Consider the following 24,021-nt stretch of genomic DNA (forward strand, 5'->3'; position numbering starts at 1 on the left):
ATCAGTTGGCCACCACGTTCACTAGTTTACCGGGAACCACGATGACCTTGCGGACGGTCGCGCCTTCGATAAACCGTTTCACGTTTTCGTTTTCCAGGGCCAGCTTTTCAAGGTCTTCCTTGCTGATATTGGCTGCTACGTTTTCCTTGCCACGTACCTTGCCGTTAACCTGAAGTACAACCTGAACTTCACTGCGGACCATGGCCTTTTCGTCCGCTGCGGGCCAGCTTGCATCAACCACTGGTTCTTCATGACCCAGGGCCTGCCAGAGCGTGTGGCTGATGTGTGGCACGATCGGGGACAGCACCAGCACGGCGGTATTCAGGGCTTCCTGGCGAACCGCGCGGGACTGTGGCTCATCGTCCTGAAGTTTACCGACTTCGTTCAGTAGTTCCATGACGGCAGCAATAGACGTGTTGAAGGTCAGGCGACGGCTGATGTCGTCGCTCACCTTGGCAATGGTTTCATGGGTCTTACGGCGCAGGCCTTTCTGGGCATCGTTCAGCTCGGCCACATTGAGTGTCGGAGCCGGGCCTTTCTCAGCGTGTTCGTTAACCATCCGCCACAGGCGCTTGAGGAAACGGTGAGCACCTTCTACGCCACTGTCAGACCACTCCAGGGACTGCTCCGGGGGCGCTGCGAACATCATGAACAGACGAACGGTATCGGCACCATACTGGTCAATGATCGCCTGCGGATCAATGCCGTTGTTCTTGGACTTGGACATCTTGGTAACGCCGCCAATCTCAACTGGCTGGCCATCTTCCTTGAGTACCGCCTGAATGACCTGTCCCTTGCTGTCTTTTTCTGTGGTGACTTCTGATGGGTTGAACCAGGTTTTACCGCCGTTCTGTTCGTCACGGTAGTAGGTTTCAGCCAGTACCATGCCTTGGCACAGGAGGCGATTAAATGGCTCTGAACTGGTGACCAGTCCTACATCCCTGAGCAATTTGTGGAAGAACCGGGAATAAAGCAGGTGCAGGATAGCGTGCTCGATACCGCCGATGTATTGATCGACCGGCAACCAGTAGTTGGCAGCAGCCGGGTCCAGCATGCCCTTATCATAATTGGGGCTGCAGAAACGGGCATAGTACCAGGACGATTCCATGAACGTATCGAAGGTATCGGTTTCCAGTGTGGCAGCCTGGCCGTTGTACTCGGTCTTGCACCATTCGGGGTCTGCCTTGATCGGAGACTGGACGCCGTCCATCTCCACGTCTTCCGGCAGGCGAACCGGCAACCTGTCGTCAGGCACCGGCATTTCGGTACCATCTTCCAGTGTCATCATCGGGATGGGCGCGCCCCAGTAGCGCTGACGGGATACGCCCCAGTCGCGAAGGCGGTAGTTCACGGTGCGCTTGCCGATGCCGTTGCTTTCCAGATGATCTGCAATCTGCTCGAACGCTTCTTCGCTGCTCAGGCCGCTGTATTTGCCAGACGAAACGAGAACGCCTTTCTCGGTAAAGGCCTTTTCCTGGACATCAATATCGCGGCTATCGTTCGGTGCGATGACCTGCTTGACCGGCAGGCGATACTTGAGGGCGAACTCATGGTCACGCTCATCGTGTCCCGGGACTGCCATCAGCGCGCCGGTGCCATAATCGGTCAGCACGAAGTTGGCGATCCAGACGGGAATTTCTTCGTGGGTCAGAGGGTTGATGGCCTTGAACCCTGTGTCGATACCTTTCTTTTCCATGGTGGCCAGCTCAGCCTCAGCCACCTTGCTGTTGCGGCACTCATCCACAAACTCGGCAACATCCCGATGCAGTTCGGCAGAAGCCTTTGCCAGCGGATGCTCTGCCGCAACGGCCATGTAGCTCACGCCCATCAGAGTGTCCGGACGGGTGGTGTAAACCGTCAGCCCGTCGTCGCTGTCTTTGAGCGGGAAGGTGAGCTCTGTGCCTACAGATTTGCCGATCCAGTTGCGCTGCATCGTCTTGACCTGATCAGGCCAGTCCTCAAGGTCGTCGAGATCATTCAATAGTTCTTCAGCATAATCGGTAATGCGAATGAACCACTGAGGAATCTTTTTCTGTTCAACCAGTGCGCCTGAACGCCACCCGCGACCATCAACCACTTGTTCATTGGCCAGAACGGTCTGATCTACCGGATCCCAGTTAACCGTGGACATTTTCTTGTAGACCAGCCCTTTTTCGTAGAGGCGGGCAAAGAACCACTGCTCCCAGCGGTAGTAGTCCGGATCGCAGGTTGCCAGTTCCCGGCTCCAGTCATACCCGAAGCCCAGCTGCTTGAGCTGCTGCTTCATGTAGTCAATGTTGGAGCGAGTCCACTTGGCAGGTGCCGTCTTGTTGGCAATGGCAGCATTCTCGGCGGGCAGGCCGAAAGCGTCCCAGCCCATGGGCTGCATGACGTTCTTGCCCTGCATGCGCTGGTAGCGGGAAATTACGTCGCCGATGGTGTAGTTGCGAACATGCCCCATGTGCAGCTTGCCGCTGGGGTAGGGGAACATCGACAGGCAGTAGTACTTGGGCTTGCCAGGCTCTTCCTTTACCTTGAAGGTTTCATTCTCTTCCCAGAAGCTACGGGCACTCTGTTCTACACTACCTGGATTGTATTGCTCGTCCATTCCTGCCATTACCAAAGTCAACCTGTCTAAAAATGATGTTCGGAGCGGCCGAACATTCTAACGCACAGAAGGCCTGACAGGTAGTCTGCCAATCCGTGATTCCTGTGCCATGATTAGAGTTATAGGGGGAGGCGCCTGCCAACTCCCCGGATATCACATAGGAGTCGTTATGACCGAACCAGAACGTAATCACCTGTCCGGTAAAGCGCTTGATGTCTATAACCGCATGCTGGAAAAAGTGCAGACAGGCTTGACTGCTGTCCCCGAAGCGACCCTGAAGACTCTGGAAGACGAAATCGTCAAGGCAGTTGAGTTTGAGTATGAGTTGGAAGAAATGACCAGAGAGGAGGCGGACCTTCTGGGTGCCTACGTCCAAAGAGACATGGAGCATCTGCTGCATTTTGTCAGTGAAACCGGCGAAAGCCTGGATGAATGGCTTCAGCTGGATATTTCGTTGCTGGAGCATCAACTGGCAGAGCAGTTGCTGTCCGTGGCCGATAAGACCCTGGTAGATAACCTTGAGTTAAAACAGAAGTTGGCGAATGACGATGCAGGCCACTACATCTCCGGGGAAGTCGCTACGGCTGGTATGTTCCGCTGCCTGAACTGCAGCCACATGGTTTGCCTCACAGCGACCAGCCATCTGGAACCCTGTGAGGCCTGTGGTTCCCACTATTTCGAGCGGGTTACGAGCCGGTGGCCGAGGAAGGAGGAATAACCCGCTCGCGGACAAACACCACCAGGATAATGGCGAGGGTCAGCACCGGCCACGACCCCGTCTGCATGTAGGGCGTGTTGCCTGACGCTGTATAGACTTCGCCTGTCAGCGTAGCGCGCTCAAAGTGCGGAATGGTAGTGGTGATTTGTCCGCGATTGTCGATGATTGCCGTCACCCCATTGTTGGTGCCGCGTAACATATACCTGCCGGTTTCAAGTGCCCGCATACGGGCGATTTGCAAGTGCTGTAGCGGACCAATGGAGTCGCCGAACCAGCCGTCATTGCTGATGGTCAGCAGCAGATCTGTGTTGCGGCTGTTAAAGGCGACAAAATCGGGATAGGCCACCTCGTAGCAGATAAAAGGCATAACGCGGATGCCATTGGCGATGAGTGGGCCCTGATATTCTGGCCCCCGGGTGAAGTCGCTCATAGGCAAGTCGAAGAAGCCGATAAGGCCCCGCAGTATTCCCTGCAATGGCACGTACTCTCCAAAAGGCACCAGCTTCTGTTTGTGGTAGATGCCCTCGCCGTTTCCGATCGCCATGATGCTGTTGTGGAACGTAAAGTCCTCAATCTGGTCGCTGAAACCATACCAGGGAATGCCAGTGATCAGCGTGCTGTTTTCCCCGAGTTGTTGTTCGATGTGCTCAATGATCTTGCCAGCCTGATTGTGGGGAATGGGGATAGCGGTCTCGGGCCACAGGATAAGGTCGGTTTCCCAATGCTCTTCGGTCATTCCCAGATAGGCCACGATCTGATCTTTCAGAAACTCCGGGTCCCATTTCATGAGTTGTGGAATATTGCCCTGCATGGCCGCGACGGTGGTGGGCTCGGTGCTGATATCCGTCCAGTCAATGCGGTTCAGGGTAGGGGCGAAGAGCCAGGGAGTCACGGCAACAACCAGTGTGACGGCGGCGGCTACGTGGTGTAAGTGGCGTATCAGCCACCAGGCGCCATACAGGGCAGCTCCGGTGACGGTAACCCAGAATGTGATGCCGTGAACGCCGATCAGCGGTGCCAGTCCGGCAAGGGGGCCGTCAGTGTGGGCTGTGCCCATATAGAGCCACGGGAAGCCGGTAAGCAACCAGCCTCGTAGCCAGTCACCGAGGAGCCAAATGGCGGGAAACAGAATCAGCCTGCGAACCGCGCTGCCTTTGGCCAGTATGCCCCAAAACCAGAAGGCAATGGCATGAAATAAGGCCAGTCCGGCGACAAAACCAATGGTGAGCAGGACGGATACAGGGATGGATGTGTTACCGAAATGGCTGATGCTGATGTACACCCAGCTCGCTCCGGTGCCAAACAGGCCAAGACCGGTCAGCCAGCCAGCTTTGAACAGCTTTTCCGGTGCGAGTGGGACAGCGACGAGGAGTATCAGCAGAACGGATACAGGCCCCAGCCACCACAGAAAGTAAGGTGCAAAGGTCAGGGTCTGGAGTGCTCCGGCCACCAGGAGGCTGGCCACGCCCAGCCAACGATGACTGGAAAGTGGCGTTTTCAGACCTTGAGGGGTTTCGACGTTATTGCTCACTTCGCGTTACCTGCAACAGACGAATGACACGGTTATCGGCGTTGGCAATAGTAAAGCGCAAACCGCCGAATGCAACCGTCTCGCCCCGTCTGGGCAGGTGGCCGAACTCCTTGAGTACCAGACCGCCTATGGTGTCGAATTCCTCTTCATCCAGATCGGTCTTGAAGAATTCGTTGAAGTCCTCGACCGGAGTAACGGCTTTGACGGCAAAGGTACCGTCGCCGCGGGCCTTGATCTGGGTTTCTTCGTCGATATCGTGCTCATCTTCGATTTCACCCACAATCTGCTCGAGAACATCTTCGATGGTAATCAGCCCGGCCGTACCGCCATATTCATCCACAACAATGGCCATGTGATTACGGTTTTCCTTGAACTCCTTGAGCAACTGATTCAGACGCTTGCTCTCGGGCACGAACGTTGGCGGGCGCAGGACTTCCCGGATGCCTGACCAATTCAGCTCATTGTTCAGGGCCAGGGGCAGCAGGTCCTTGGCCAGCAGAATACCGATCACGTCGTCCTGGCTGTCGCCAATGACAGGAAACCGGCTGTGGGCAGAGGAAATGATTTCACCGAGAAACTCTTTGGGCTCCTGCGAAGCCTTCACGGTGACCATCTGGGATCGGGGGATCATGATTTCGTCAGCGCGCATGTGGATGACCTGCATGGCGCCTTCGATGATGCTCATGGCATCGGTGTCGATAATATCCTGGGACTCGGCATCCCGCAGAATTTCCAGCACGTCCTCAACGGACTCAGGCCCGCTGGAGAAGGCCTGTGATATGCGTTCCAGCCAGGACTTGTTGCCCTGACTGCGACTCGACTGATCGTCGCTCATGAGTCTGTTTCCGTTTCCTCTGCGTCGTAAGGATTGTTGAATCCAAGTTGGCTTAACAGCCTGATTTCAAGGGCTTCCATGACCTCGGCATCACTGTCTTCAATGTGATCGTAGCCCTGCAGGTGCAGCATGCCGTGGACCACCATGTGAGCCCAGTGGGCAACGCATGTTTTGTGTTGCTCGTGGGCCTCTTTTTCGACAACTGGCGCGCAAATGATGAGATCTCCGGCCAATGGAACCGTTATACCGGCTGGCGCCTCAAATGGGAAGGACAAAACATTGGTGGGTCTGTCCTTGCCCCTGTACTCATGATTAAGCGACTGGCTTTCCAGGGCGCCAACAATCCGGATGGTAACTTCCGAATCCTGCTCTCCCTGCCAGGCCTTCTGGGCCCAGGTCTGGAAGAGCGCTTCGTCGGGAACGCCAGAGCCATCGTACACGTTCTGAAAATCGACTGTCAGTGTGCTCAACGTCTTGATCCGCTGCCATCATCAAAGGAATCATAGGCTTCCACGATGCGCTGCACCAATGGATGGCGAACCACATCTTTGGAGTCAAAGCGGGTAAAGCCAATGCCTGTGACCTTGCTCAGCACGCCTGCGGCGTGGATGAGGCCTGAATCCTGGCCCCTGGGCAGGTCGACCTGGGTGGTATCGCCGGTAATGACGGCGGTCGAACCAAAGCCGATCCGGGTCAGGAACATTTTCATCTGCTCCCGTGTGGTGTTCTGGCTCTCATCGAGAATGATGAACGAATTGTTCAGTGTCCGGCCTCGCATAAAGGCCAGGGGCGCGATCTCGATGACGCTTTTCTCGATCAGGCGGGTTACCTGATCAAAGCCGAGCATTTCATAGAGGGCGTCGTAGAGCGGGCGAAGGTATGGGTCGACCTTCTGCGCCAGATCGCCGGGCAGAAACCCCAGCTTTTCGCCAGCCTCAACCGCCGGGCGCACCAGCAGGATTCGCTTCACCTGCTCATCTTTCAGTGCTTCAACTGCACAGGCAACTGCGAGCCAGGTTTTGCCGGTACCGGCAGGCCCGATACCAAAGTTGATATCGTGGGTGCGGATGCTGTGGACGTACTTCTGCTGGTTCCGGCCCCGTGGCTTGGCGGTCAGCTTGGGAGTCTTGATGACGGTAACGGCGCCCTCGTCATAGGGTACATCGTCCGGCAGACGTTCCAGACCAGTCTCGCGGATATAGAGATGCACGGTGTCTGGAGAAATGTCCTGGGTCGCTTCGGTTTCCCGGTAAAGGTGCCGAATCACTTCCACCGCAGCCGCCACATGTTCGGTGGCGCCTTCCACGCGGAAGTGATGGCCGCGCCGCCCGATTTTTACCTCGAGACGCTTCTCGATCATCTTGAGGTTTTCATCGAACTGGCCACAAAGGGTGGTCAGCCGGCGCTGGTCTGCCGGGTGCAGGTCAAATTGTCTGCTGTCGTTCGTGTTCAATCTTGCTCCGTTTCAGTGTCTCACCCCGGCTTCAGGCGAGTAGGGCTTTCAGGCTTGGGGTAGTGCTCTGGTGTCAGGCCGACGCTTAAAGCAACTCGGCGTTCACCGGCACCCCGCGCAGAGAGTTCGGGAAAGCCTCGACAATCTCCACGTCAATAAAGTTCCCGATGACATCGGGGTTTTCGTGCCGGCAGTTTACAATCCGGTTGTTCTCTGTTCGGCCCGCGTATTCCCCCGGATCTTTTTTGGACAGACCGGTCACCAGAATCCGCTGGGTAGTACCCACCATCTTGCGGCTGATGTCCATTGCCTGCTGATTGATTCTCTGCTGCAGGATACTCAGGCGCTGCTTCTTGACCTCCATCGGCGTGTCATCCGGCAGATCCGAAGCCGGTGTACCCGGACGGGCGCTGTAGACAAAGCTGAAGGATACATCGAAGCCGATGTCGTTGATCAGCTTCATGGTGTCCTCGAAATCCTTGTCGGTTTCGCCGGGGAAGCCGATGATGAAGTCGGACGAAAAGCTGATATCCGGACGGATTTTACGCAGGCGACGCAGTTTGGATTTGTACTCCAGGGCTGTGTGGCCGCGCTTCATGGCTGCGAGAATACGGTCGGAGCCGCTCTGTACCGGCAGATGCAGGTGGCTGACCAGTTCGGGTACTTTCTCGTAAACGTCGATCAGCGCGTCGGAGAACTCCACCGGATGGGAGGTGGTGTAGCGGATTCGGTCGATGCCGTTGATGGTGGCAATCAGCTCGATCAACTCTGCCATATCCATGATGTCGCCGTCGTGGGTCTCGCCACGGTAGGCGTTCACGTTCTGACCGAGCAGATTCACTTCACGCACGCCCTGACTGGCCAGGTGCGCTACCTCGGCAATGACGTCATCCACCGGACGGCTGACTTCCTCTCCGCGGGTATAAGGCACCACGCAGAAAGTACAGTACTTGCTGCAGCCTTCCATGATGGACACAAATGCTGACGGGCCGTCTGCACCGGGTTCCGGCAGGTTGTCGAACTTCTCGATCTCCGGGAAGCTGACATCCACCACTCCCACGCCGTTACCCTTGGCTCGCACTTCCGTGATCATGTCCGGTAACCGGTGCAGGGTTTGAGGGCCGAAAACCATATCCACGTAGGGGGCTCGGTCGATAATCGCCTGACCTTCCTGAGAAGCCACGCAGCCACCCACACCGATGATGAGATCCGGCTTGCTGTTTTTCAGGGATTTCCAGCGGCCGAGCTGGTGGAAGACCTTTTCCTGCGCTTTTTCGCGAATGGAGCAGGTATTCAGCAGCAGAATGTCGGCATCGTCCGGGGAATCGGTCATTTCAACCGTTTCTCCGGTCTTGAGCAGGTCCGCCATGCGGGCAGAATCGTACTCGTTCATCTGGCAGCCGTGGGTTTTGATATACAGCTTCTTGGCCATGGGTCTCACGTTATCTGATGTATGGTGCGCCGGAATTACCGAGAGCTCTCGGCGGGCGCTGGCAAAAAGGAACTGCGTATTATAACGGGGTGATTATTCTGCAACCACCTTTGTCTCGGCTTGTTGCTAGATATCGTGTGGTATTATTTGCCGACTTTAATAAATTACCATCAAAGAATTATGACCCCCGAACGCCTTGCCCGAATCAAACACATCCTGGACACCCGCCAACCGGACTTGAGAGTCCTGACGGATCAGGTGCACAAACCCCGAAACCTGTCTGCGATTATTCGTTCCTGCGATGCCTTTGGGCTGGCCAACATGCACGTAGTCTGGCCGAAGGAGGGGTTTCGGGCATTCAGGAAGACGGCTGGCGGAAGTTACAACTGGGTGACGACTCATACCCATCCCACCATGGATGACGCAGTGTCGGAGCTTAAGTCCCAGGGTCACAAACTCTATGCCGCCCAACTGTCGGGCCGGGCGATCGATTTCCGCGAAGCTGATTACACCGCGCCGTGCACGATCATCATGGGGAATGAGGTAGACGGCGTCAGCGCCAGCGCGGCGGACATCGCAGATGAGCACATAGTGGTACCCATGATGGGCATGGTGGAATCCCTCAACGTTTCCGCCGCCTGCGCCATCATCCTCTCCGAAGCCCAGCGCCAGCGCAAACTTGCCGGCATGTTCGATCAGCAGCGCTTGCCGCAGGACGAATACGACCGTCTCTTTTTCAGCTGGTGCCAACCCACCGTCAAACGCTATTGCGACGACCGCAACCTCCCATACCCGCCCATCGACCTCGAAACCGGTGACCTGATCGATGGCGTAGGCTGGATGCAGGAAGTCAGAAAATTGAGGGCGAATCGCCCCAGATGGAACGGGGAAGTAGAGGCTTCGTCACTCTGACATTCGGCAGTAGAGCTGTTAGCTCATTGTCAGATCGGTCAGGGGGGGGAGCTCTTTCTGCCGGAAAAAAATGTCTGAGCAAAGCGAGTTGTTTTTTCCAGAAGAAAGAGCTCCCACCCCCTGGCCAGCCACCAAACAAAAAATGCGGACTGTTACTCCTCCCGGGCCTCAAGATACCGCTGCAACTGCTCCCGCAACGCCTTGGGCAACCGCGTAATCGTCAACGCATCCTTATCGCGGTCATAGTAAACCGCCTGATTCACCAGATCCGAAGAAAACGACACACTCATTCCGCCACCAGAACCCGCAATCCGAACCAGCTTCTTGACCTTGCGGTGGTCCGGGTGCAGCACGCCGCTTTCCGGCAACTCTGCCGTTTTTGAAGCGAACTCCTTGAATCGTTGCGGCTCGCTCTCATCCAGGTATCCGGACAGCGCCTCGATTTCGACCGGCTCACCCAGCGCATGCTGCTCTTTACAGAATTCATAGGCCTTGCTGCGGACTTCGCCTGCCTTTTCGGGTTCGGATGACTTGGCAAACGCCTCTACGGCATCAAGAAACGTCATGGTTTCTTTGTCAACGTCTACCTGATTGGTGAACCCCGAGAGGCGAATGAAAAGCTCGCCCGGCTCACCGGTGCCGCGGCCATGGACGAGGGTGAGATAGTTCTCGCTGGCATTGTCGCTTTTCCAGTCGTCCAGCTCGATGCGAATAGCAAGGTTCAGGCGTGAAAGGCTCAGTACGTCAGTTGCATCCAGGGATTCGTTACCGTCGAAACGCATGGCGCTGTCGGTTTCCAGAATGAACAAGTAAACCACTTCGGCATCCGCCAGAGCATCGTGGACCATCATCAGGTGTCCGTCGAACTCCTCCTGACAGCCGGTCAGCAGCTCCTGCCATTGGCCAAACAGACGGTCCGTCATCGCACTGAAGCTTTGCTTATCTTCCAGATAGTCCTTCAACCAACTGCTGAACGGACACTCGCCCAGATCCTCGGAGAAGCGACCGTATTTCTTGCCCGGTTTGCTGTTGAACAGCCGCTTCATCTGCTTGTGGAGACCCTCGTAATCACCACCGGGCTCCTGCAGGGCATCGCCGGCAACAAGGCGGGCAGGTTGTCCCGGTTGGTACTGGCTGGCAAAGGCGGTGCGCAGGTGTTTGATGGCCATTTAGTGCGGCTCCTGTTGGTTTGTGCGGTTGGCTTAGAGGAGCGGGATTTTGACATGAAATGGTGTTGGATTCATTTGTAGCCTGATTGATTTGGATGTGGGTCGCGGAGTCGGGCGGTCTTTTTCTTTCGAAAAAACAACTCGCTTCGCTCAGACATATTTTCTGCAGAAAAAGACCGCCCAACCCCACGACCAGCAAACATCGTGTGGACCTCGTTCAGTCGACGCTTTGCCCAATGTGCGTTTCCCTGTTCGACAAAATAAAGGCAGGCCTAAGCCATGAGTGAACGGCGGTGGGGTGGGGGTATTTATTTCTGCCGGAAAAAGATGTCTGAGCGAAGCGAGTTATTTTTCCAAAGAAAAAAATACCCCCACCCCGGCGCCATACACCAAAGATGGAGGTATCTCAGTCTATTACCAGAAGGCTACAACCAGAATCAGATCCGCCGAGAACGAACCAGATCCTGAACCAGCGCGCTGACGGCAGCAGGAATATCATCCTCGCTGTCAGCCGAAGCTGTTGCGGCAGCGACATCGGAACCGAGGTTAACGGCCACGGCTACCAGGCCGTGAGCGGTCAGTAGCTGCGCAACGCGACGGCGTTCGTCGGCGTCACCGGCGTTTTCTTCGGACACAACCACGGCGGTCTTGCCCTGATCGAACAGTGCTCGTTCAAGCGCGAGTGCCAGAGCCGGGGCCTGTTTGCCGTTACAGGCAATGATGGCTGGCTTCTGGGCCAGGCGGCGTTCGCGTTCTTCGGCGGTGACCGGGTCCAGCGATTCGTTTCCATCTGCGAAGCCGGCGATCATTCCTGCACCAATGGTGACGTTGGTCAGGCGGTCGATGACGATGAAGCTGCCGGTGGCGTGATTGCGCTGGTAAACGTCAAATGCGACCGGCTGGTTCAGGGTCAACTCGCACAGACCGATTTCGTTGAGTTGCAACTGAGCCGGGTTGGCCTGCTGTTCCAGCGTGTTTACATCGGTCTGGTGGTGAATGGATTTCACTGAACCGGAGGTAAAGGTGGAACCCAGTTTGATGTCATACAGGCGGCCGGTTTCCAGCGGGGCATCGGTCATCCAGACGATGTTGGCATTGAAGCGGCTGGCGACCTCGGGTTCGTCTTCTACCTTGACGAGCATATCCCCGCGGCTGACGTCGATTTCGTCGTTGAGGGTCAGGGTGACGGCCTGGTCGATGTAGGCCTCTTCCATGTTGCCATCAAACGTAACGATGTCTTTCACAGTGCTGGTGCGGCGTGAAGGAAGCGCCATCACCTGGTCGCCCGGGCGAATCACACCCGATGCAATGGTGCCGCAGAAACCGCGGAAGTTAAGGTCCGGGCGGGTGACATATTGAACCGGGAAGCGGAAGTGTTCCAGGTTCTTGTCCCGGGAAACTTCCACCGTCTCCAGGATGTCCATCAGCGGCTGCCCCGTAAACCAGGGGGTGTTCTCGCTGCGATTCACCACGTTGTCGCCTTCCAGCGCGGAAAGAGGAACGAAGCGGATGTCTTTCAGGCCGAGCTTGGCGGCAAATGCCAGGTACTCATCCTTGATTTCATTGAAGCGTTGTTCGCTGAAGTCCACCAGGTCCATCTTGTTCACCGCCACGACGATGTGACGGATGCCCAGCAGGGATGCGATGTACGAGTGTCGGCGAGTCTGGGTCAACACGCCGTGGCGGGCGTCGATCATCAGGATCGCCAGTTGCGCGGTGGATGCACCCGTTGCCATGTTGCGGGTGTACTGCTCATGGCCCGGAGTGTCAGCGATGATGAACTTGCGCTTATCCGTCGAGAAATAACGATAGGCGACATCGATCGTGATGCCTTGCTCACGTTCTGCCTGCAAACCGTCTACCAGCAAGGCCAGATCCAGCTTCTCGCCGGTTGTGCCCATTTTGGCGCTGTCGGTCTTGAGGCTGGCCATGTGATCTTCGTAGATCATTTTTGTATCGTGAAGCAGGCGCCCGATGAGGGTACTCTTGCCATCATCAACACTGCCGCAGGTCAGGAGGCGCAGCAGTTCCTTGTTTTCGTGCTGTTTCAGGTAGGCCTGAATATCTTCAGCAATCAGATCAGACTGGTGTGACATCTTAGAAATACCCTTCCCGCTTTTTCTGTTCCATGGACCCGGCTGAGTCGTGATCAATAACGCGGCCCTGGCGCTCAGAGCTGGTCGCCAGGAGCATTTCCTGGATGATCTCGGGCAGGGTGTTGGCTTCAGACTCGATGGCACCGGTCAGTGGATAGCAGCCGAGTGTCCGGAAACGTACCGATTTCATCATCGGCTTTTCGCCTTCCTTCAGTGGCATGCGGTCATCGTCAACCATGATCAGTGTGCCGTCCCGCTCCACCACCGGGCGCTCTGCGGCGTAGTACAGCGGAACAATGTCGATGTTCTCGAGATAGATGTACTGCCAGATGTCCAGCTCGGTCCAGTTCGACAGGGGGAAGACGCGGATGCTTTCGCCCTTGTTGACCTTGCCGTTATAGATGTTCCACAGCTCGGGGCGCTGGTTCTTTGGATCCCAGCGATGGTGCTCGTCGCGGAACGAATAGACCCGCTCCTTGGCGCGGGATTTCTCTTCGTCACGACGGGCGCCGCCAAAGGCTGCGTCGAACTTGTACTTGTTCAGTGCCTGCTTCAGAGACTGGGTTTTCATGACATCTGTGTGCTTGGCACTGCCGTGGGTGAAAGGACCAATGCCCTGCTTCACGCCTTCCTCGTTGATGTGAACGATGAGGTCCAGGCCGTATTTGCTGACCTGCTTATCCCGGAATTCAATCATTTCCTTGAACTTCCAGGTGGTATCAACGTGCATCAGCGGGAACGGCGGTTTGCCCGGGTAAAACGCCTTGCGGGCAAGATGCAGCATGACTGCCGAATCCTTGCCGATGGAGTAGAGCATGACCGGGTTGTCGAACTCGGCTGCCACTTCCCGGATTATGTGGATGCTTTCTGCTTCCAGCTGTTTCAGGTGAGTGAGATTATATGAGGTCATGGGAATCCAACTGCCGCTGTGCGGGCATTGATGACTATGAGAATTGATTTCTCAACTATACCAGAGGCAGATAGGGTATAAGAAGGGATGCAAGTATAGTTTGGGGTTATAATAATATAGCAATAGACGCCCGCTGTACGGGGCTGGAGAGCGTCTTGATCAGTGAGATCAGAGCAGTGTTCGCGCGTCGGAAAGCAGCTTGCCTACGTACCGGTCTATGTAGTCGAATCCATTGCCCTCAAACTCCGAAAACTGTATGCCCAACTGGAACTCATCACGGGCGATGCGGCGCATGTGAACAATGTTGCCATCGGCAATAACAGAGACGGGTTGGGTGGGGATAACCGGAACCGAGAACCGGGTTTTCACGGAAATCCAGCGCCCGGGTGCGGGCGTGCGCTGATCGGGAATGAGCTCTTTGATGGCTTCCTGATTACAGGACACCATGATGCCGGTACGGGACAGATTGGAAACCGAACAGGTCAGGCAGCCACCATCCGGTTTCTCAATGGTAATCTTCGTGGTTACGTCAACGCGCTGCTGATTGCGCAAGTTCGGTTTCGCAACGGGTTTCATGTTTACTCTTCTGGCCTGGTTAGTTTGGAATACAGCTGCCTTTCCCATAATTTACATCCAGAAAAACACTTAAACGTCTGAAAGTTTAGTTGTTTAATTAGTGATCAGCAAGAGCCTGTCGTTCATTGTGGCAGATTTGATGCTTTTTTTGTGAACAAGGCGTCACAAATTTGATACGAGTCAGTTATGAATGCAACCGGCAGAATCGAGAGATTTGCTGCAGACAGCCCTGTAACTGAGATAAAATAGCGGCCTCGTTCATTCATTTCTGGCCGTTTCCGGCCCCTGGAATTTCGAAGCTCCCCTATGACAGATAAAACCCCCAGTGCCTCAGCCGCAAACGGTAAAGTCGGCTTTATCAGCCTTGGTTGCCCAAAAGCCCTGGTTGACTCCGAACGCATACTCACCCAGCTTCGGCTGGATGGCTATGATGTTGTGCCGACCTATGACGACGCAGACGTGGTGGTGGTCAACACCTGCGGATTTATTGATGCGGCCAAACAGGAGTCCCTGGATGCCATCGGTGAGGCGATCAGTGAAAACGGCAAGGTCATCGTGACCGGCTGCATGGGGGTAGAAGCGGACAAAATTCGTGAGACTCATCCCGGGGTGCTGGCAGTCTCCGGCCCGCATGCCTATGAGGAAGTGGTTGGTGCCGTCCACGAGTACGTGCCACCGAAGCCGAAGGAGCATGATCCGTTCACGGATCTGGTACCACCCCAGGGCGTTAAACTGACGCCGAGGCATTACGCCTACCTGAAAATTTCGGAAGGCTGCAATCACCGGTGCACCTTCTGCATTATTCCATCCATGCGTGGCGATCTCGTCAGTCGCCCGATTGGCGATGTGATGGATGAGGCGCAGCGCCTGGTCGATGCCGGGGTCAAAGAGTTGCTGGTGATTTCCCAGGATACGTCAGCCTACGGCGTTGATATCAAGTATCGCACCGGCTTCTGGCAGGGGCGTCCGGTCAAAACCAAAATGCAGGCGCTTTGTGAAGCCCTTGGTGACATGGGGGTGTGGGTACGCCTGCACTATGTTTACCCATATCCGCATGTGGATGACATCATTCCGTTGATGGCTGAAGGCAAGATCCTTCCGTACCTGGATATCCCGTTCCAGCACGCCAGTCCCAAGGTTCTCAAGGCCATGAAACGCCCCGCTCACGATAGTAAGACGCTTGAGCGTATCCGGAAGTGGCGTGAAATCTGCCCGGAGCTTACGATTCGCTCAACCTTTATCGTAGGGTTCCCGGGGGAAACCGAGGAAGACTTCCAGTATCTCCTGGATTGGCTTGACGAGGCGCAACTGGACCGTGTGGGTGCATTTACCTACAGCCCGGTTGAAGGGGCGAAAGCCAATGAACTGGAAGGTGCCGTTCCGGAGGACGTCAAGGAGGAACGTCTGGCTCGCTTTATGGCCAAGCAGGCGGAGATCTCAGCGGCACGCCTTCAGGCCAAAATCGGAAAAACCATTGATGTGCTGATTGATGAAGTCGATGAAGAAGGTGCCATTGGACGTTCCAAGGCGGATGCGCCGGAAATTGACGGTATGGTTTACCTGAATGGTGAGACGGAGCTTGAGCCGGGGCAGGTGGTTCGGGCGGTTGTTGATCATGCGGATGAGCACGACCTCTGGGCGACGCTCTGCTGATTCTCGCTGGTTCTGATGCCGGCCCAGCACAGGTGGAAAGCCTGTGCTGGGCCGGAGAGCCTTTAGCCTTTTTTAATCTTCTCTGACCCGCTCCACAATATCTGCGTAGAAGTCTTCGAATGGCAGGAAGTCAACGCTGTCCTGGCCACAGCAGCGTATGCCGCCGGATTTGATGTCGTACACCCAGCCGTGGATCTGAACCTTCTGGGTGGCCAGTTTGGCCGCTACGGCGGGATGGGTGCGTACGTGTTGTACCTGCTGAAGCACATTTTGCTCGATAGCTTCGTTCAGGTATTTGCCGTCCAGCCGTGCATCGGTATCGATGTCGTGCCGCTCACGGACAATCTCCATGGCTGAGCGACAGTGTCCCAGCCACTCCTTGACGTGGGGTAGCCCTTTCAGGCCCTCAACATCCAGCGCGCCTTTTATGGCTCCGCAGTCCGTGTGCCCGCAGATGATAATGTGACGTACCTTGAGCACGGCCACTGCATACTCGATGGAGGCGGTCATGCCCCCGGTTTCATTGCTGTGAGGCGGAATGATGTTGCCCGCGTTACGGCAGATGAACAGGTCACCGGGATGGGAGCCAGTGACCAGGTTGGGGTCAATGCGCGAGTCCGAGCAGGTGACAAACAGCACCTCGGGGCTCTGGCCATCGGCCAGAGCTCCAAACAGGTCTTTGCGTTCCGGATAAACGTTCTTCTTGAAATCCAGTACGCCGCGAACGATGTGGTCCATGTGAACTCCTCTTAAGGTAGTTATCAGGCAATATCGATCAGAACTTCGCCCGGGGTTACCCGGTCGCCCTTGGTGACGTATACGGCCTTTACGGTACCGTCGATGCTTGAGTGCACCTCGGTTTCCATCTTCATGGCCTCAGTGATCAGCACGGCCTGGCCTGCGGTCACGGTGTCACCTTCATTGACCAGTACGTCGACGACGTTGCCTGGCATTGCGGTGGTTACGTGGCCCGGCTCGGATGCCCGCGCGCGGCCGCTTCCACCTTCAGCGACGTACTCGTTGAGGGATTCGAACACTACCTCTTCCGGCATGCCATCCAGCGACAGGTAGATCTTGCGCTTGCCAGCACCGGAATCGCCGACACCGGTCACCGCCACTTCGTAAGTCTCACCGTGGACGTCGATACGGAATTCGGTTGCCACAGCGGTGCCCATTCCAGACTTGCCATGCTGTTCTGCTGGCAGAAGTTCTTCCGGCTTCAGGGTGCCGTCCTGACGTTGCTGCAGGAATTCGCGGCCCAGGTCCGGGAACATGGCGTAGGTGAGAACATCTTCCTCGCTCTGTGCCAGTGCGCCGATGTCGTCCCGCAGTTTGTTCAACTCGGGGCTAAGCAGGTCTGCCGGGCGGCCTTCGTTAACGGATTCGTTGCCAATCGCTTTTTTCTGAATGTCAGCGTTGACGTCCGCTGGTGGCTGGCCATACCCGCCTTGCAGGTAACGCTTCACCTCGTTGGTGATGGTTTTGTAGCGCTGGCCAGCGAGCACGTTGTAGACAGCCTGGGTGCCGACAATCTGTGACGTCGGAGTGACCAGCGGCGGATAGCCCAGATCTTTGCGGACGCGGGGGATTTCATCGAAAACGTCCCGAATGCGTTCCAGGGCGTTCTGTTCTTTGAGCTGGTTAGCAAGGTTGGACATCATGCCGCCCGGTACCTGGTTGATCTGTACCGAAACGTCCTCGCGGGTGAACTCGCTCTCGAACTGGTGATACTTCTTGCGGACTTCGCGGAAGTAGTCGGCAATCTCGCTAAGCAGTTCGAGGTCCAGGCCGGTGTCGTAGTCTGTGCCTTTCAGTGCGGCAACCTGAGACTCGGTGGCCGGGTGGCTGGTGCCGCTGGCAAAGGATGAGATGGCCGTATCGATACGATCGGCTCCGGCTTCGATGGCCTTGAGCTGACACAGCGGCGCGAGGCCGGATGTGGAATGGCTGTGTACGACCAGAGGAAGATCCACTTCGGACTTGATGGCTTTGACCAGCTCATAGGTTGCGTATGGCGTAAGCAGGCCGGCCATATCCTTGATCGCAATGGAGTCAGCGCCCATTGCCTGCATGTCTTTTGCCTGTTTCACGAACAGCTCAGGCGTGTGAACCGGGCTGGTGGTGTAGCAGATTGTGCCCTGGGCGTGTTTGCCGGCTTTCTTCACCGCCTTCATGGCGGTTTCGATGTTGCGCAGATCGTTCAGTGCGTCGAACACACGGAACACGTCGATACCGTTATCAGCGGCTTTCTGGACAAAGGCCTCAACGACGTCATCGGCATAGTGGCGGTAGCCGAGGAGGTTCTGGCCGCGCAGAAGCATTTGCAGGCGTGTGTTCGGTAGCGCCGCTTTCAACTGACGCAGACGCTCCCACGGATCTTCCTTGAGGAAGCGAACACAGGCGTCAAAGGTGGCGCCGCCCCAGACTTCCAGGGACCAGTAGCCAACCTGATCCAGTTTTTCGCAGATCGGCAGCATGTCTTCTGTACGCATGCGGGTTGCGATCAGCGATTGGTGCGCGTCGCGCAGGATAACGTCAGTGACTTCGATTTTCTTGGCGTTGCTCATATCTTGTTCCTCCTGCGAGTTACCAGCCGGCGTGTGCGGCGATGGTGGCAGCAATGGTCAGGGCGATTTCGGCCGGGTCGCGCTTGGTTGAATAATTCAGCAGTTCCGGGTGTTCGGGCACGAAGCTGGTATTGAAAATACCGGCGCGGAAATCCGCGTGGTCCAGAATCTGCTGGTAATAGGCGGCCGTGGTTTTGATACCGTGCAGGCGCATATCATCCAGGGCGCGTTTACCCCGGGCGATCACTTCGTCCCAGGTCAGGGCCCAGACAACCAGTTTCAGGCACATAGAGTCGTAATAAGGTGGGATCTCATAGCCAGTGTAGATGGCCGTGTCGACACGCACCCCGGGGCCGCCCGGCGCATAGTAATGGGTGATGCGGCCAAAGCTTGGCAGGAAGTCGTTTTTAGGATCTTCCGCGTTAATCCGGAATTGCAGCGCGTAGCCCCGGAACTGGATATCTTCCTGGCGATAGCTCAGTGGCAGTCCGGAGGCAATGCGTAGCTGCTCACGGACAATGTCCACCCCGGTAATGGCTTCAGTGATTGTGTGCTCAACCTGAACCCGGGTGTTCATTTCCATGAAGTAGACTTCGTTGCCGGAGAGCAAAAACTCTACGGTTCCGGCATTCTCGTAGCCCACCGCCTTGGCTGCCTTTACCGCGAGGCCGCCGATGTACTGACGTTGTTCGGGTGTGAGTTGAGGGCTGGGAGCGATCTCGATCAGCTTCTGATTCCGGCGCTGGATAGAGCAGTCCCGCTCGAACAGATGTACCGCTTCGCCCTGGCTGTCGGCGAGGATCTGGACCTCGATGTGACGCGGATTGACGATGCACTTCTCCATGAAGACTTCGGCGGAACCGAATGCCTTGGTGGCTTCGGAGATAACCCGAGGGTACTGGGCTTTCAGTTCTGCCGGTGTGTCACAGCGTCGAATACCGCGGCCACCACCGCCAGAGGTTGCCTTCACCATCACCGGGTAACCGATGTCATTGGCCAGGGACAGGGCGTCTTCCAGGCTGTCCAGGTTGCCTTCTGAGCCGGGAGTGATAGGTACACCAGCTGCCCGCATGCTGTCGCGGGCCTGGGTCTTGTCCCCCATTTTGTGAATGACTTCGGACTTCGGGCCGATGAATGTTATGTCTTTCTGTTCACACAGGCGGGCGAACTCGGCATTTTCGGACAGGAAGCCGTAGCCGGGGTGTATGGCGTCGCAGCCGGTTTCGACGGCCAGGTTGACGATCCGTGCCGGGTCCAGATAGCCCGACAGGGGGTCTTCGCCCAGAGAGTAGGATTCGTCAGCGCGTTTCACGTGGAGACCGTAACGGTCGGGCTCAGTGTAGATGGCGACGGAACGGATGCCCATCTCGGCGCAGGCCCTGATGATCCGTACCGCGATTTCGCCCCGGTTTGCGATCAGAACTTTCTTTAGCATGGCAAGTTCCTCTTCAGCTTGGGAAATTCATCGTCAACATGAATGGTTCCTCGTTTCGTTATCCCGAATGAAGGTTGAAGAGAGACTAGCGGGTGGGGTGTAAAAGTAAAAATTGATAATATTAAGTTTATGTATAAGATATTTGTTATGTATGTCTCTGGGAGCCTGTTTGTCCGATGCCGCTTAGTATTCAGAAGATAAGCAACCGCCTGACGTTTCGGCAGTTGCAGGTGTTCAAGGCTGTGTATGAGCTGGAGAGTTACAGCAAGGCCGGCGATTTGCTGGGGCTGACCCAGCCCGCTGTAAGCAGTCAGATTCGCCATCTCGAGCAGGCTCTGGGAATGCCGATGTTTGAGTACGTGGGGCGCCGCCTCTACTGTACCGCTGCCGGTGAAGAGATGATGGAGTGTGTTCGCTCCGTATTTGGCGAACTGGAGCGGGTGCAGACCAAGCTCGCAGCGCTGGAGGGGCGGGTGGCTGGTGAGCTCAAACTGGTCGCTGTGAATACCGCACAATACATCGTGCCGTATCTGCTGCGGGCCTTTCTGGATCTTAATCCCGAGGTCCAGGTGTCGGTCATTGTTGTGAATCGGGCCACCGCGCTGGAGCGATTGAGCGAGAATCGTGATGATCTCGTTATCATGGGGATGGTACCGACAGAGAAGCCTCTGGCATCGTTACCATTCCTGGACAATGAGCTGGTGCCGGTGGTGCCTGCGGGTCACCCCCTGGCCCGTCAAAAGGGTGTCTCGGCTCAGGCCTTTCTGGATAGTCAGCTGCTGGTTCGGGAGCATGGCTCCGGAAGTCGGCTGGCCCTTGAGTTGCACTGTCAGCAGCAGGGGTTGCGGGTCATGCCCAGCATGGCGCTGGGTTCCAACGATGCGGTCAAGCATGCGGTGCTGGCGGGGCTTGGGGTAGCTGTATTGCCCAAGCTGAGTATATTGTCCGAATTGGCTCTGGGAAGCCTGGAAGTGGCGGATGTAGCCGGTTTTCCGCTACGACGAAGCTGGTGTGTGGTGTACCCCCAGGCCAGGCATCCGACACCGGCCATGAGAACCTTCCTGGAGTATATTCAGCAGAACATTCGCCAGTTTGAGGAAATGTTCCTGCGCCGGAGTTACTGATATCCCGGGATTGAAATGAGATGCCGCGCTGCCCGCCAGATGGAGCGGGCGGCGCGGAGCCGGGTTAGCCCCCGAGTTTCTTGAGAAGAATCTCGTTGAAGAGTTTCGGGTTGCCTTGTCCTTTGGAGACCTTCATCAGCGGCCCCATGAATCCGCCAAGCATCTTCTTGCGCTTCTTGGGGTCTTCCTCGGCCTGGAACTGGGCCACCTGATCCGGCATGCCTGCCAGAACCTCATCCACCATTTGCTCCAGTGCGCCGGTGTCGGACACCTGCTTCAGTCCCTTGGCATCGATGATGGCGTCCACATTGTCGTTTTCACCGGTCCACAGGGCGTCAAATACCTTCTTGGCGCCGGCGGATGAAATGGTGTTGTCAGATATGCGGGTCACCATGTTGCCAAGCTGGGCGCCGGTGATAGGCGAATCGGCTACCGACTTCTCTTCGGCATTCAGGCGCGCTGAAAACTCGCCCTGAATCCAGTTGGCCGTTAGTTTGGCGTCTTTTCCGTGGGCTACTGCTTCCTCAAAGAAGGCTGCCAGTGTGGCGTCGCCTGAGAGCAGGCCGGCGTCGTAGTCGTTCAGACCATACTGGTCCTTGAAGCGAGCTTTGCGTGCGTCCGGCAGCTCCGGTAGTCGACTTCTGGCATCGTCAATAAACGACTCATCGATTTCGACCGGCAGCAGATCCGGGCAGGGGAAGTAGCGGTAGTCATTGGCTTCTTCCTTGGTGCGCATGGAACGGGACTCGTCCCTGTCACCATTGTACAGGCGGGTTTCCTGCTCAATAACGCCGCCATCCTCGAGGATGTCCATCTGGCGCTCGACTTCGTGGGCAATGGCCTGCTCCATGAACCGGAATGAGTTCAGGTTCTTGGTTTCGGTCCGGGTACCCAGCGTGTCGGAACCTTTGGGTTTGAGCGAGATGTTGACGTCGAAGCGCATGGAGCCCTGAGACATATCGCCATCACAGATGCCCAGTGACGTTACCAGGCTGTGAAGTTTCTTGGCAAAGGCAACGGCTTCCTCGGCATTGGTCATGTCCGGCTCTGTAACCACTTCGATAAGCGGTGTGCCTGCCCGGTTCAGGTCGACCCCGGTCATGCCGTGGAAGTCCTCGTGCAGGGATTTTCCGGCATCTTCTTCCAGGTGAGCGTGGTGAATGCGGATACGCTTCGACTCGCCGTTAGACAGATCAATATCCACATAGCCGGGGCCTACGATTGGCCGCTCAAGCTGGGTGGTCTGATAGCCTTTTGGCAGGTCTGGATAGAAATAGTTTTTCCGTTCGAACACAGAGCGACGCTCGATCTCCGAGTTGACCGCAAGGCCGAACATCACCGCGTAGCGAAATGCCTGCTCGTTGGGAACGGGCAGAGTGCCGGGCATGGCCAGATCTACTGCGTTGGCCTGGGTGTTGGGCTCAGCGCCGTAGGCGGTGCTGGAGCCAGAAAAAATCTTGGTTTTGGTGGCGAGCTGAACGTGAATTTCCAGCCCGATCACAATATCCCATTGCATAGTGCTTCTCTCCTCTAATCGGGCTTATTGCGGTTCGCGCTGGTGCCAGTCGGTCACCTGCTGGAACTGATGGGCGGCGTTGAGCAGTCGGGCTTCAGAGAAGTAATCCCCGATGATCTGCAGGCCTACCGGCAATCCGTCAATGAAGCCGGCAGGCACCGACATGGCCGGAACGCCCGCGAGGTTAACGGCGATGGTGAAAATGTCTTCCAGGTACATGGTCACCGGATCATTGGTCTTCTCGCCCTGAATAAACGCAGGAGAAGGGGACGTCGGGCTCATCAGTACATCAACGTCCTTGAAGGCGTTGATGAAATCCTGCTGAATCAGGCGGCGTACCTTTTGTGCCTTGAGATAGTAGGCATCGAAGTAGCCAGCCGACAGCGCGTAGGTGCCTACCAGAATCCTGCGTTTTACCTCGGTACCAAAGCCTTCTGCCCGGGTGCGGGTATAAAGATCCATGAGATCTTTTGGATCTTCGCAGCGGTAACCGTAACGAACGCCGTCAAAACGGGACAGGTTGGCGGACGCCTCTGCCGGAGCGATGACGTAATAGGCTGCGATCGCGAGCCTGGCGTTCGGCAGGGAGACTTCTTTTACTGTGGCGCCAAGCTTCTCGTATTCTTTTACTGCAGAGCGAATCTGCTCTTCCATCGCCGGGCTGAGCTGGTCCGAGAAATACTCTTTTGGCAGGCCAATGCGAAGGCCTTTCAACGGCTCGTTCAGGGTTGCGGTGTAGTCCGGCACTTCCCGGTCCAGGGAGGTGGAGTCTTTGGGGTCAAAGCCAGCCATCACGTTCAGCATCAGAGCGTTGTCTTCCGCTGTGCGGGCCATAGTGCCGCCCTGATCAAGGCTGGATGCGAAGGCAATCATGCCGTAGCGGGAAACCCGGCCGTAGGTTGGTTTCAGGCCGGTTACGCCACACAGGGCGGCCGGCTGGCGGATGGAGCCTCCGGTATCCGTTGCGGTGGCTGCTGGCACAAGACGGGCTGCCACAGCTGCAGCCGAGCCGCCGGATGAGCCGCCAGGAACGCGCTTTTCACCCTTGCTCAGTCCCCAGGGGTTGGTTACTGCACCAAAGTGGCTGGATTCGTTGGATGAGCCCATGGCGAACTCATCCATGTTGGTCTTGCCGAGGCTGACCGCGCCTGCTTTTCGGAAGTTGTCGGTCACGGTGGCGTCGTAAGGCGGGATGAAGTTCTCCAGCATTTTGGAGCCGCAGGTGGTGCGAACGCCGTTGGTGCAGAAAATGTCCTTGTGAGCAAAGGGGACGCCGGTCCAGATGGTGGCGTTGCCTGCCGCCCGCTGTTCGTCGGCAGCGCGGGCCTCGGCCAGGGCCTGCTCTTCGGTCACAGTAATAAAGCTGTTGTACTTGCCGTCTTCCTGCTTGATTCGGTCAAGAAACTCCCGGGTCAGCTCGACGCTGGAAACCTTGCCGCTTTCCAGATCACGGGAAAGCTCTGCTACAGATTTGTTATGCATGATAAATCCTGAAATCGCTGTTCGT

General features: G+C 56.5%; 19 protein-coding genes. 4 read left to right on the forward strand and 15 right to left on the reverse strand.

Annotated elements, in window-relative coordinates:
* Position 1: 1 nt before the first annotated feature.
* Positions 2 to 2,587, reverse strand: a complete 2,586-nt coding sequence (gene leuS, locus FWJ25_RS04130) for a leucine--tRNA ligase (protein WP_149599068.1) — start codon at positions 2,585 to 2,587, stop codon at positions 2 to 4.
* 169 nt (positions 2,588 to 2,756) lie between these two features.
* On the opposite strand from leuS, the gene FWJ25_RS04135 reads away from it, so the two are divergent.
* Positions 2,757 to 3,305, forward strand: coding sequence for a zinc ribbon-containing protein (locus tag FWJ25_RS04135; protein ID WP_149598956.1), 549 nt, complete (start codon positions 2,757 to 2,759; stop codon positions 3,303 to 3,305).
* Here the strand turns inward: FWJ25_RS04135 and lnt are convergent.
* From lnt to miaB, 5 genes are all read right to left on the reverse strand, one after another.
* The gene (gene lnt, locus FWJ25_RS04140; RefSeq protein ID WP_149598957.1) at positions 3,274 to 4,836 is read right to left on the reverse strand and encodes an apolipoprotein N-acyltransferase; all 1,563 of its coding nucleotides are present in this window, start codon (positions 4,834 to 4,836) and stop codon (positions 3,274 to 3,276) included. The two genes, FWJ25_RS04135 and lnt, sit on opposite strands and share 32 nt — an antisense overlap.
* Complete coding sequence (locus FWJ25_RS04145; protein ID WP_149598958.1) at positions 4,826 to 5,671, reverse strand: CorC family transporter; 846 nt, start codon at positions 5,669 to 5,671, stop codon at positions 4,826 to 4,828. The genes lnt and FWJ25_RS04145 overlap by 11 nt, the downstream gene beginning before the upstream one ends.
* The gene (ybeY, locus tag FWJ25_RS04150; protein ID WP_149598959.1) at positions 5,668 to 6,141 is read right to left on the reverse strand and encodes an rRNA maturation RNase YbeY; all 474 of its coding nucleotides are present in this window, start codon (positions 6,139 to 6,141) and stop codon (positions 5,668 to 5,670) included. Before ybeY ends, FWJ25_RS04145 begins: the two co-directional genes overlap by 4 nt.
* Positions 6,138 to 7,124: a PhoH family protein gene (locus FWJ25_RS04155; protein WP_149598960.1), complete on the reverse strand. Its 987-nt coding sequence runs from the start codon at positions 7,122 to 7,124 to the stop codon at positions 6,138 to 6,140. Before FWJ25_RS04155 ends, ybeY begins: the two co-directional genes overlap by 4 nt.
* An 85-nt stretch (positions 7,125 to 7,209) precedes the next feature.
* Positions 7,210 to 8,556, reverse strand: coding sequence for a tRNA (N6-isopentenyl adenosine(37)-C2)-methylthiotransferase MiaB (miaB, locus tag FWJ25_RS04160; RefSeq protein ID WP_149598961.1), 1,347 nt, complete (start codon positions 8,554 to 8,556; stop codon positions 7,210 to 7,212).
* 180 nt (positions 8,557 to 8,736) lie between these two features.
* Between miaB and trmH the strand changes: the two genes are divergently transcribed.
* Positions 8,737 to 9,468: a tRNA (guanosine(18)-2'-O)-methyltransferase TrmH gene (gene trmH, locus FWJ25_RS04165; protein WP_149598962.1), complete on the forward strand. Its 732-nt coding sequence runs from the start codon at positions 8,737 to 8,739 to the stop codon at positions 9,466 to 9,468.
* A 152-nt stretch (positions 9,469 to 9,620) separates the two neighbouring features.
* Here the strand turns inward: trmH and FWJ25_RS04170 are convergent, their stop codons facing one another.
* From FWJ25_RS04170 to FWJ25_RS04185, 4 genes are all read right to left on the reverse strand, one after another.
* Positions 9,621 to 10,637: a nucleoid-associated protein gene (locus FWJ25_RS04170; RefSeq protein ID WP_149598963.1), complete on the reverse strand. Its 1,017-nt coding sequence runs from the start codon at positions 10,635 to 10,637 to the stop codon at positions 9,621 to 9,623.
* Positions 10,638 to 11,074: 437 nt separating this feature from the next.
* Positions 11,075 to 12,733, reverse strand: coding sequence for a sulfate adenylyltransferase subunit CysN (gene cysN, locus FWJ25_RS04175; RefSeq protein ID WP_149598964.1), 1,659 nt, complete (start codon positions 12,731 to 12,733; stop codon positions 11,075 to 11,077).
* A gap of 1 nt (position 12,734) precedes the next feature.
* Positions 12,735 to 13,643, reverse strand: a complete 909-nt coding sequence (cysD, locus tag FWJ25_RS04180) for a sulfate adenylyltransferase subunit CysD (protein ID WP_149598965.1) — start codon at positions 13,641 to 13,643, stop codon at positions 12,735 to 12,737.
* Positions 13,644 to 13,811: 168 nt separating this feature from the next.
* Positions 13,812 to 14,219 (reverse strand): PilZ domain-containing protein, encoded by a 408-nt coding sequence (locus tag FWJ25_RS04185; RefSeq protein WP_149598966.1) that lies wholly within the window; start codon positions 14,217 to 14,219, stop codon positions 13,812 to 13,814.
* Between the two features lie 306 nt (positions 14,220 to 14,525).
* Here FWJ25_RS04185 and rimO point away from each other — a divergent pair, with 306 nt between their 5' ends.
* The gene (gene rimO, locus FWJ25_RS04190) at positions 14,526 to 15,872 is read left to right on the forward strand and encodes a 30S ribosomal protein S12 methylthiotransferase RimO (RefSeq protein ID WP_149598967.1); all 1,347 of its coding nucleotides are present in this window, start codon (positions 14,526 to 14,528) and stop codon (positions 15,870 to 15,872) included.
* Between the two features lie 72 nt (positions 15,873 to 15,944).
* Here the strand turns inward: rimO and FWJ25_RS04195 are convergent, their stop codons facing one another.
* The 3 genes from FWJ25_RS04195 to FWJ25_RS04205 are packed head-to-tail and all read right to left on the reverse strand — an operon-like array spanning position 15,945 to position 19,874.
* Positions 15,945 to 16,610 carry a carbonic anhydrase gene (locus FWJ25_RS04195; protein WP_149598968.1) on the reverse strand — a complete coding sequence of 222 codons (666 nt, stop codon included), beginning with the start codon at positions 16,608 to 16,610 and terminating at the stop codon, positions 15,945 to 15,947.
* A 23-nt stretch (positions 16,611 to 16,633) separates the two neighbouring features.
* Positions 16,634 to 18,439, reverse strand: a complete 1,806-nt coding sequence (gene oadA, locus FWJ25_RS04200; RefSeq protein ID WP_149598969.1) for a sodium-extruding oxaloacetate decarboxylase subunit alpha — start codon at positions 18,437 to 18,439, stop codon at positions 16,634 to 16,636.
* A gap of 19 nt (positions 18,440 to 18,458) precedes the next feature.
* On the reverse strand, positions 18,459 to 19,874 hold the full coding sequence (locus FWJ25_RS04205) for an acetyl-CoA carboxylase biotin carboxylase subunit (protein ID WP_149598970.1): 1,416 nt from the start codon (positions 19,872 to 19,874) through the stop codon (positions 18,459 to 18,461).
* A 176-nt stretch (positions 19,875 to 20,050) separates the two neighbouring features.
* On the opposite strand from FWJ25_RS04205, the gene FWJ25_RS04210 reads away from it, so the two are divergent.
* Entirely contained in the window at positions 20,051 to 20,998 is a 948-nt protein-coding gene (locus tag FWJ25_RS04210; protein WP_149598971.1) for a LysR family transcriptional regulator, read from the forward strand.
* 64 nt (positions 20,999 to 21,062) lie between these two features.
* Here FWJ25_RS04210 and gatB read toward each other — a convergent pair whose 3' ends face one another.
* Together gatB and gatA are read right to left on the reverse strand one after the other, a co-directional pair.
* The gene (gene gatB / locus FWJ25_RS04215; protein ID WP_149598972.1) at positions 21,063 to 22,514 is read right to left on the reverse strand and encodes an Asp-tRNA(Asn)/Glu-tRNA(Gln) amidotransferase subunit GatB; all 1,452 of its coding nucleotides are present in this window, start codon (positions 22,512 to 22,514) and stop codon (positions 21,063 to 21,065) included.
* A gap of 24 nt (positions 22,515 to 22,538) precedes the next feature.
* Positions 22,539 to 23,996: an Asp-tRNA(Asn)/Glu-tRNA(Gln) amidotransferase subunit GatA gene (gene gatA, locus FWJ25_RS04220; protein ID WP_149598973.1), complete on the reverse strand. Its 1,458-nt coding sequence runs from the start codon at positions 23,994 to 23,996 to the stop codon at positions 22,539 to 22,541.
* Positions 23,997 to 24,021: the final 25 nt, after the last annotated feature.

This window comes from Marinobacter salinexigens, assembly GCF_008370345.1.
Lineage (GTDB): Bacteria > Pseudomonadota > Gammaproteobacteria > Pseudomonadales > Oleiphilaceae > Marinobacter > Marinobacter salinexigens.

Excerpts from the sequence above, each read along its gene's own strand:
- leuS (WP_149599068.1), bottom strand. The coding sequence starts at position 2,587 with ATGGACGAGCAATACAATCCAGGTAGTGTAGAACAGAGTGCCCGTAGC.
- FWJ25_RS04135 (WP_149598956.1), top strand. The coding sequence starts at position 2,757 with ATGACCGAACCAGAACGTAATCACCTGTCCGGTAAAGCGCTTGATGTC.
- FWJ25_RS04145 (WP_149598958.1), bottom strand. The coding sequence starts at position 5,671 with ATGAGCGACGATCAGTCGAGTCGCAGTCAGGGCAACAAGTCCTGGCTG.
- miaB (WP_149598961.1), bottom strand. The coding sequence starts at position 8,556 with ATGGCCAAGAAGCTGTATATCAAAACCCACGGCTGCCAGATGAACGAG.
- trmH (WP_149598962.1), top strand. The coding sequence starts at position 8,737 with ATGACCCCCGAACGCCTTGCCCGAATCAAACACATCCTGGACACCCGC.
- FWJ25_RS04170 (WP_149598963.1), bottom strand. The coding sequence starts at position 10,637 with ATGGCCATCAAACACCTGCGCACCGCCTTTGCCAGCCAGTACCAACCG.
- cysN (WP_149598964.1), bottom strand. The coding sequence starts at position 12,733 with ATGTCACACCAGTCTGATCTGATTGCTGAAGATATTCAGGCCTACCTG.
- cysD (WP_149598965.1), bottom strand. The coding sequence starts at position 13,643 with ATGACCTCATATAATCTCACTCACCTGAAACAGCTGGAAGCAGAAAGC.
- FWJ25_RS04185 (WP_149598966.1), bottom strand. The coding sequence starts at position 14,219 with ATGAAACCCGTTGCGAAACCGAACTTGCGCAATCAGCAGCGCGTTGAC.
- rimO (WP_149598967.1), top strand. The coding sequence starts at position 14,526 with ATGACAGATAAAACCCCCAGTGCCTCAGCCGCAAACGGTAAAGTCGGC.
- FWJ25_RS04195 (WP_149598968.1), bottom strand. The coding sequence starts at position 16,610 with ATGGACCACATCGTTCGCGGCGTACTGGATTTCAAGAAGAACGTTTAT.
- oadA (WP_149598969.1), bottom strand. The coding sequence starts at position 18,439 with ATGAGCAACGCCAAGAAAATCGAAGTCACTGACGTTATCCTGCGCGAC.
- FWJ25_RS04205 (WP_149598970.1), bottom strand. The coding sequence starts at position 19,874 with ATGCTAAAGAAAGTTCTGATCGCAAACCGGGGCGAAATCGCGGTACGG.
- FWJ25_RS04210 (WP_149598971.1), top strand. The coding sequence starts at position 20,051 with ATGCCGCTTAGTATTCAGAAGATAAGCAACCGCCTGACGTTTCGGCAG.
- gatB (WP_149598972.1), bottom strand. The coding sequence starts at position 22,514 with ATGCAATGGGATATTGTGATCGGGCTGGAAATTCACGTTCAGCTCGCC.
- gatA (WP_149598973.1), bottom strand. The coding sequence starts at position 23,996 with ATGCATAACAAATCTGTAGCAGAGCTTTCCCGTGATCTGGAAAGCGGC.